Here is a 6,544-nt window from a genome sequence, read left to right as displayed (position 1 = left end):
GCGCGGCGCGCGCGATCGCACCCGCACGAGTTCAGCGGCGGCATGCGCCAGCGGGTGCTGATCGCGATGGCGCTGGCCTGCGAACCGCGCCTGCTGGTCGCCGACGAGCCGACGACCGCGCTGGACGTCACCGTCCAGGCCCAGGTGCTCGACCTGCTGCACGAGCTGCGCGCCGAGACCGGGGCCGGCCTGGTCCTGGTCACCCACGACCTGGGCGTGGTCGCCGGGAGCGTCGACCGGGTGCTGGTGATGAAGGACGGCCGGGCGGTGGAGCACGGCCCGGTGACCGAGGTGCTCGGCGCGCCGCGCGAGCCGTACACCCGCGCGCTGCTGTCGGCGGTGCCCCGGCTGGACGCCCCGCAGGACCCCGAGGTCCCGCAGGACCCGAAGGGCCCGCACGTGCTTCGGAAGCGGGCCGAGGGCGAGGCCCTGCTCGAAGCCGTCGACCTGCGCCGGGAGTTCAGCACCCGGGGCCTCACCCGGCGCACCGCCCCGGTGACCGCCGTGGACGGCGTCTCCCTCACCGTGCGGGCCGGCGAGACACTGGGTGTCGTCGGCGAGTCCGGCTCCGGGAAGACCACGCTCGGACGGATGCTCGTCCGGCTGCTGGAGCCGACCGCCGGCCGGCTCCACTACCGGGGCCGGGACATCGGGGCGCTCGGGGACAGGGAACTGCGCCCGCTCCGCAGGGAACTGCAGATGGTGTTCCAGGACCCGGTGTCCTCGCTCAACCCGCGCCGCAGCATCGGCGAGTCCATCGCCGACCCGCTGCGCATCGCGGGGGAGAGCGACGAACGCCGGATCCGCGCCCGGGTCGGCGAGCTCCTGGAACGCGTCGGGCTCGACGCCGACTGGTACCACCGCTACCCGCACGAGTTCTCCGGCGGGCAGCGGCAGCGGGTCGGCATCGCCCGGGCGCTCGCCCCCGAGCCGCGGCTGATCGTCTGCGACGAGCCGGTCTCCGCGCTGGACGTCACCACGCAGGCCCAGGTGGTCGCGCTGCTGGGCGAACTCCAGCGTGACCTCGGCCTCGCCCTGGTCTTCATCGCCCACGACCTCGCCGTGGTCCGGCAGGTCAGCGACCGGGTCGCGGTGATGCGGGCCGGGCGGATCGTGGAACAGGGCGACGCCGACGCGGTGTACGACGCCCCGGAGCACGCCTACACCAAGGGCCTGCTGGCCGCCGTCCCGGTGCTGGACCCGGCCGAGGCGGCCGCCCGCCGCCACGCCAGGCTGGTCTCCGCCTCCGCCTCCGCCTCGGCCTCCGGTTCCGCCTCGGTTTCGGTCGGGGTCTGACCCGCCGGCGCGCCACGCGGCCCCCGGACGAGGGGCGAACTCCTCGTCCGGGGGCCGCGGAACGGTTCCTACGCCTCGGCCAGCGTCTCCACCAGCGCGGCCAGGAACTCCTTCGGCCGCTCCAGGTGCACGCTGTGCCCGGCCCCCTCGACCACCACCTCGCGCACCCGCCCGCCGGCGGCGGAGTAGCGGTCCAGGACGGCACGGGTCTGCGCCACCATCGGCTGCGCCGGGCAGACGTCCGCGCCGGGCCAGCCCGGCACCGCGCCGATCGCCCCCAGGTGGGCCAGGTCGAAGAGCGAAGTGTCGGAGATGATCACATCGGCCGCGCCGCGGATCCACAGGACCGGCGGCTTCGGTTCGACCAGGTGCAGGTCGTCGATCCGGAAGTGCGTCGGCGCCATCGAGTTGAGCACGCCCCGCCCGCCCGGCGCGCAGCCCGGCCAGACGTCGCTCGGCCGGCTGTCGCCCGGGTAGTGGTCCTTCCCGGTCCGGGTGGTCAGCATGGCGGCCACGTACCGGTCCGGCTCGGCCAGCGGCTCGCTGACGTAGGCGGTGTCCAGCACCGAGCGCGGTGCGAACGGCGACCCGGCGCCGTGTTCGCCCTCGCCGAGCAGCCGGACGAACTCGGGGGCCGCGCCGCCCGCGCCGGAGCCCGCGCCGTCCGGCGAGTTGAGCCGCCCGTCCACCCCGTGGGTGCCGCCGAAGCCGTACGGCGAGACCGGGTTGACCAGGGTGAGCGAGCGGACCAGCTCAGGCCGGTCGCGCAGCAGCCGCAGCGCCACGCCGCCGCCCATGCTCCAGCCGACCAGGTGCACCGGGCCGAGAGCCAGCGCTTCGAGGAGGGAGAGCAGGTCCTCGCTGTGGTCGCGCAGGCCCCGGGTGGCGTCCACCGGCAGCGGCTCGGTGCCGCCGAAGCCGCGCAGGTCGGGCGCCAGCGGCCGGTAGCGCTCGGGGAGCCCGGCCATGATCGGGTGCCAGAACACGCTGGAGGAGACGTTGCCGTGCACCAGGACCACGGGCTCGCCGGTGCGGCCCTCGATCTCGGCGTGGTTCACCGTCAGGCGGTCGGTGGCGGTCAGTCGGTCGACGATCATGCGGGGTGTCCTCAGTTCAGCCAGCCGGCGACCTGGGCGCTCGCCGCGCCGTCCCAGCCGAGTTGCAGGTGGTTGGCGAGGGTGATCAGCGCGGTGCCGCCGACGGTGGCGATGCCGGTGGTGTCCAGCGCGCTGGCGACGAAGACCACGCCGTCGCTGGGCGCGCGGTTCTCGTTGAAGATGCCGACGACGCTGGGCGAGCCGCCCGCCAGCAGGTACGCCGTCACCGAGGCGGGCACTCCGGCCTGGTGCAGCGGGGCGATCAGCGAGCCGGCGTCGATCGCGGCCTGGATGCCGCCGCCCTCGGTGTAGAAGCCCTGCCCGCCGTAGTAGGTGGTGTACCAGTCCTGCTGGGTCTGGTCGATGCCGACCCTGGAGTCCCAGCGGGCCAGCATCTGCCGCTGCCCGGGATAGACGTCGTAGCCGCCGGAGGGGGCGAAGGAGAACTCCGGGTGCGCGGTGTAGGTGCCGTAGCAGGTCATCCGCAGGTGCGGCGCGGGGGCGTTGACCTGCCCGCCGCACTGCGGCCAGATGGAGAAGTCGTGCGCCCAGCCGTGCGCGAAGGGGTAGTCGTAGCCGCCGTTCGGGCCGCCGAGGGTGATCAGCTTGCGCACGTCGCCCGCGTACGGGCGGCCCCAGGACGGCTTGACCGAGGAGACGTAGGACCGGGCGGACATCTCGCCCTTGCTCCAGCCCACCACGTCCACCTGGGGGACGCCGAGCTTGGCGCGGATCAGCGCGACGGCGTCGCCGACCTCCTGGGCCTGCGTCAGGTTGTCGCCCTGCTTGTGCGCGAAGCCGATCGCGAAGACCCGGTGGCCGCGCCCGGACAGGTACTGCATCAGGCCGGTGTTCGGGCAGGAGAGGGAGCCGCAGCCGTAGCCGCCGGACTCGCCGGGGTTGGCCCAGGCCCGGTCCGGATTGTCGTTGGCGCCGTGCACCAGCAGCACCGGGACCTGGTGCGCGCCGGTGTTCCAGCCCGGGGCCGAGTAGAGCAGGAAGCGGCCGGAGTACGGCTGCTTGACGCCGCCGAAGAAGGTCAGCCGCTGGCCGTCCTGGTTGCCCCGGCCGTCCGGCGGGTACTGCTCCTGCTTGAAGCCGGGAGTGGTGTCGAGGTACCGCTCGACCCGGTCCCAGCCGTTGGCGACGCCGGTGTACGTCGCCTCCAGGGTCAGGTGGGCCGGCACCGCCGCCGAGGCCGGCACCGCCGGGACGACCGCGCCGATCAGCGCCAGCACGCCCACGAGCAGCCGGCCCACGCCTCTCCGCCCACCGAGTCCACCGCGTCCACCACTGCTTCGCATCCGCACCCGCTCCTCCACGCCGAGGCTCCAGTAGGCGACACGGTACGGACGCCGGCGCACCCTCCCCATGGCGGCGTCCCACACCCCGGGCGCCCCGATGTGGTGGCCGACCACCTGGCATGGTCGTCCGGGTCCCCCGCTCGCGCGGGCGGTGCGGGCGGTCCGGCATGATGGGCACCGTACGAAGCGTCCGGACCGGGCGCGCGTTCAACAAGCGGGGGAGGACCGGCTGATGAGGCGTCTGGCGGCGGTGGTGGCGGCGGTGGCGGTGGCGGTGGCGGTGGCGGTGGCCGGCTGCGGGAGCGTGCGGACCACCGGCGCGGGTGGTGGCGGGACCGCCGCCGCGTCCGCGTCCGTGCCCGCCGCGCCCGACCCCACCGAGCTGCTGCGGCAGGGCGTCGCCGACCACGACCGGCTCTTTCCCGAGGTGGCGGCACTGGGCTGCGCGTCCGCACGGCCGACCCCCGCCACCACCACCGGCGGCACGGGCACCGCCCCGGCCGCCCCGGCCGATCCGTGGGCGGCCAAGCACGCCGAGAACTCGATGTACAAGCAGATGGCGCCGCTGAACCCGGCGGACCGCTGCCGGGGCGAGGCGCACGGCAAGCGGATCGCCGCCGCCGTCAAGGCCCGCGCCGGCACGGGAGCGCTCACCCAGGACGACGTCCGCGCCGTCCTGGAGTCGCTCGGCTATCCCCGCCCCAGTGCCGAGGTCCAACTCGCCGGCGATCAGCTGTCGTTCGAGGTGACCATCCCCGGCACCGGCCCCTGCGTCGGCGGACGGGTCGGCGCGACCGTCACCGTCGAGGCCCACGGGAACTACCTGGACGGAGGCTGCACCGAGCCCAAGGGCGGCCACTGACCCGGGGCCTCAGTGGTGCGGCCCGTGCCACCAGTGGTCCGACGAGCCGTCGTGCGGGTCGTGGCCGTAGTGGCCGTGGTGGCCCTCGTGGGCGCGGTGGTCGTCGTACGGGCCGCCGGTGTCCTCGTGGTGGAACGGGTCGTGCTGGTGGTGCTGCGGGTCGGCGCCCCAGGCGTCGGTGTCGTAGCCGTCCTGGTGCTGCCAGTGGTGGTCCGCGTGAGGGTCCGTGTGGTGGTCCGGCTGATGCCCGTCGTGGTGCCCGTGGTGCCCCTCGGGCCCTTCAGGGTCCCCGTGCCCGGCGTGCCCGTAGTGGTCGTGCTCCTCGTCCTCCCGGTCCCCGTCCGCGTCGCCGTCCTCGTGGTGGTGCGCCGGGGTGGCGCCCAGGGCGGCGCCGGTCAGGGCGTCGCCGAGGCCGCGCAGCAGCGCCGAGCCCGCCGCCCGGCCGCGGGAGCCGGGCGGGGCGGGCGGGTCCAGGGTCACCAGCGAGCCCGAGCGCGGCGTGGCCACCCAGGCGCGCGCCTCGAAGCGCTTGGCCGGGACCGCCACCGTGATCCGGGTGAACTCCTCGACCGGCAGGCCGTCGCCGCCCGCCGCGAAGGCGTCGGTGAACAGGTCGTCGGCGACCACCAGCGCCAGGTCGGTGTCGGGCGTGCCCTTGAGCGCGGCCCGCGCCTCCTGGCAGTCCAGCAGACGGCAGGCGGTCTCCACCGAGCGGGCCACGTAGCCCAGCGCCGCCCGCTGCACCCCGCCCTGGGCGAGGGCGGCCCGCACCCGCAGCCGCCCGGCGGTCCCGGGCGCCCGGTTGAGCGTGTACAGCGCGTCGCACAGGCCGAGGACCAGGCCCGGCAGCGCCTTCGCCTCGTCGGCGTCGGGCGGCAGCAGGAGCAGTTGGCCGTCGCCCCGGTCCTGGGCCTCGCAGCGCTTCCGGTCGACGCCGGCCCGTCGGCAGGCGTGGTCCAGCGCCCGGTCCAGCCGCTCCTGGACCTTCTGCTGCACCTGGTACGGCCGACCGCTGTACGCCTCGATGTCGACGACCAGGCAGATCCGGCGCACCCGGGGCGCCACCGTGCCGCTCATACCCGGCCACCGCCGTCCGGCGGGAGCGGCACGCCGGCCGCCCTGGCGAGCGACGCCCGGTCGAGGACCACGAGTTCGCGGTAGCTGGTGCGGATGGCGCCCTGGTCCCGCAGGCTGCGCAGCGAGCGTTCGACGCTGGCGGGGGAGAGCCGGGCGAGCGCGGCCAGGTCGGCGTGGCTGAGCGGGATGTCGATCCGCAGCCCGCCGTCCACGGCGGTGCCGTAGGAGCCGAGCAGGGTGTGCAGGGTGCGGGCGAGGCGGGCCAGGCCGGTGCCGTGGCCGGCGTCGACCCGGTGGCGGGTGGCCGAGCGGAGCTTGCGGGTGACCGAGCGCTGGACGGCGAGCGCGGCGGCCGGCCGGTCGGCGAGGAAGTCGAGGAAGGCCGGGCCGCCGATCTCCCGGGTGGTGCTGGTGCGGACGGCGAGGACGCTGGCCGAGCGCGGCTCGCCGTCCAGCACGGCCAGCTCGCCGAGGAGTTCGCCGGGCAGCCGGACCGCGAGCAGGGCCTCGCCGCCGTCCTCGGTGGCGGCCACCACCTTGACGCAGCCGGTCAGCAGGACGGCGGCCCGGTCACCCGGTTCGCCCTCGATCATCAGGGCCTCGCCCGGCGCGTAGACCCGCCGGGTGCCGAGCCGTCCGAGCGCCCGCAGGTCGGCGGCGTCGAGTCCGGCGAACGGGCCGCGCACGAAGGGGACGACCTGGGCGCCGCCCGGCGCCCCGGAGCGTCTGTGCGGTCCGGTGGCGCGCTGCGCGCTGTGCATGGTGCCTGCCCCCACCCGGTCGGCAACCCCGCCCCAACGGGGCGATTCCGTACGGAAGATAGCGCACCGCCTGGTGCGGTGTCAGTCCCGGCGTGCGGGGTGCCACCGGTCCGCGCGGGCTCTGGGCCGATCGTCGGCGAAGCGCGG

General features: G+C 75.7%; 6 protein-coding genes. 2 read left to right on the top strand and 4 right to left on the bottom strand.

Annotated elements, in window-relative coordinates:
* Positions 1-1,296 (top strand): dipeptide ABC transporter ATP-binding protein (locus ABD308_RS09620; RefSeq protein WP_344330835.1); only part of this gene is annotated, 1,296 nt, incomplete at its 5' end.
* Between the two features lie 68 nt (positions 1,297-1,364).
* Here ABD308_RS09620 and ABD308_RS09615 read toward each other — a convergent pair.
* Positions 1,365-2,393 (bottom strand): alpha/beta fold hydrolase, encoded by a 1,029-nt coding sequence (locus tag ABD308_RS09615; protein ID WP_344330824.1) that lies wholly within the window; start codon positions 2,391-2,393, stop codon positions 1,365-1,367.
* A gap of 11 nt (positions 2,394-2,404) precedes the next feature.
* Complete coding sequence (locus tag ABD308_RS09610) at positions 2,405-3,652, bottom strand: esterase/lipase family protein (protein ID WP_344330819.1); 1,248 nt, start codon at positions 3,650-3,652, stop codon at positions 2,405-2,407.
* Between the two features lie 277 nt (positions 3,653-3,929).
* On the opposite strand from ABD308_RS09610, the gene ABD308_RS09605 reads away from it, so the two are divergent.
* Positions 3,930-4,559 (top strand): hypothetical protein, encoded by a 630-nt coding sequence (locus ABD308_RS09605; RefSeq protein WP_344330814.1) that lies wholly within the window; start codon positions 3,930-3,932, stop codon positions 4,557-4,559.
* Between the two features lie 9 nt (positions 4,560-4,568).
* Here ABD308_RS09605 and ABD308_RS09600 read toward each other — a convergent pair whose 3' ends face one another.
* The gene (locus ABD308_RS09600) at positions 4,569-5,636 is read right to left on the bottom strand and encodes a hypothetical protein (RefSeq protein ID WP_344330811.1); all 1,068 of its coding nucleotides are present in this window, start codon (positions 5,634-5,636) and stop codon (positions 4,569-4,571) included.
* Positions 5,633-6,397 (bottom strand): Crp/Fnr family transcriptional regulator, encoded by a 765-nt coding sequence (locus ABD308_RS09595; protein ID WP_344330808.1) that lies wholly within the window; start codon positions 6,395-6,397, stop codon positions 5,633-5,635. The genes ABD308_RS09600 and ABD308_RS09595 overlap by 4 nt, the downstream gene beginning before the upstream one ends.
* Positions 6,398-6,544 lie beyond the last annotated feature (147 nt).

This window comes from Kitasatospora putterlickiae, assembly GCF_039527695.1.
GTDB lineage: Bacteria > Actinomycetota > Actinomycetes > Streptomycetales > Streptomycetaceae > Kitasatospora > Kitasatospora putterlickiae.
Note: the sequence above shows the minus strand (reverse complement) of the source record. Positions and strands in the feature narration are given on the sequence as shown.

Coding starts and splice junctions, on each gene's coding strand:
- ABD308_RS09615 (WP_344330824.1), bottom strand. CDS start 2,393: ATGATCGTCGACCGACTGACCGCCACCGACCGCCTGACGGTGAACCAC.
- ABD308_RS09605 (WP_344330814.1), top strand. CDS start 3,930: ATGAGGCGTCTGGCGGCGGTGGTGGCGGCGGTGGCGGTGGCGGTGGCG.
- ABD308_RS09600 (WP_344330811.1), bottom strand. CDS start 5,636: ATGAGCGGCACGGTGGCGCCCCGGGTGCGCCGGATCTGCCTGGTCGTC.
- ABD308_RS09595 (WP_344330808.1), bottom strand. CDS start 6,397: ATGCACAGCGCGCAGCGCGCCACCGGACCGCACAGACGCTCCGGGGCG.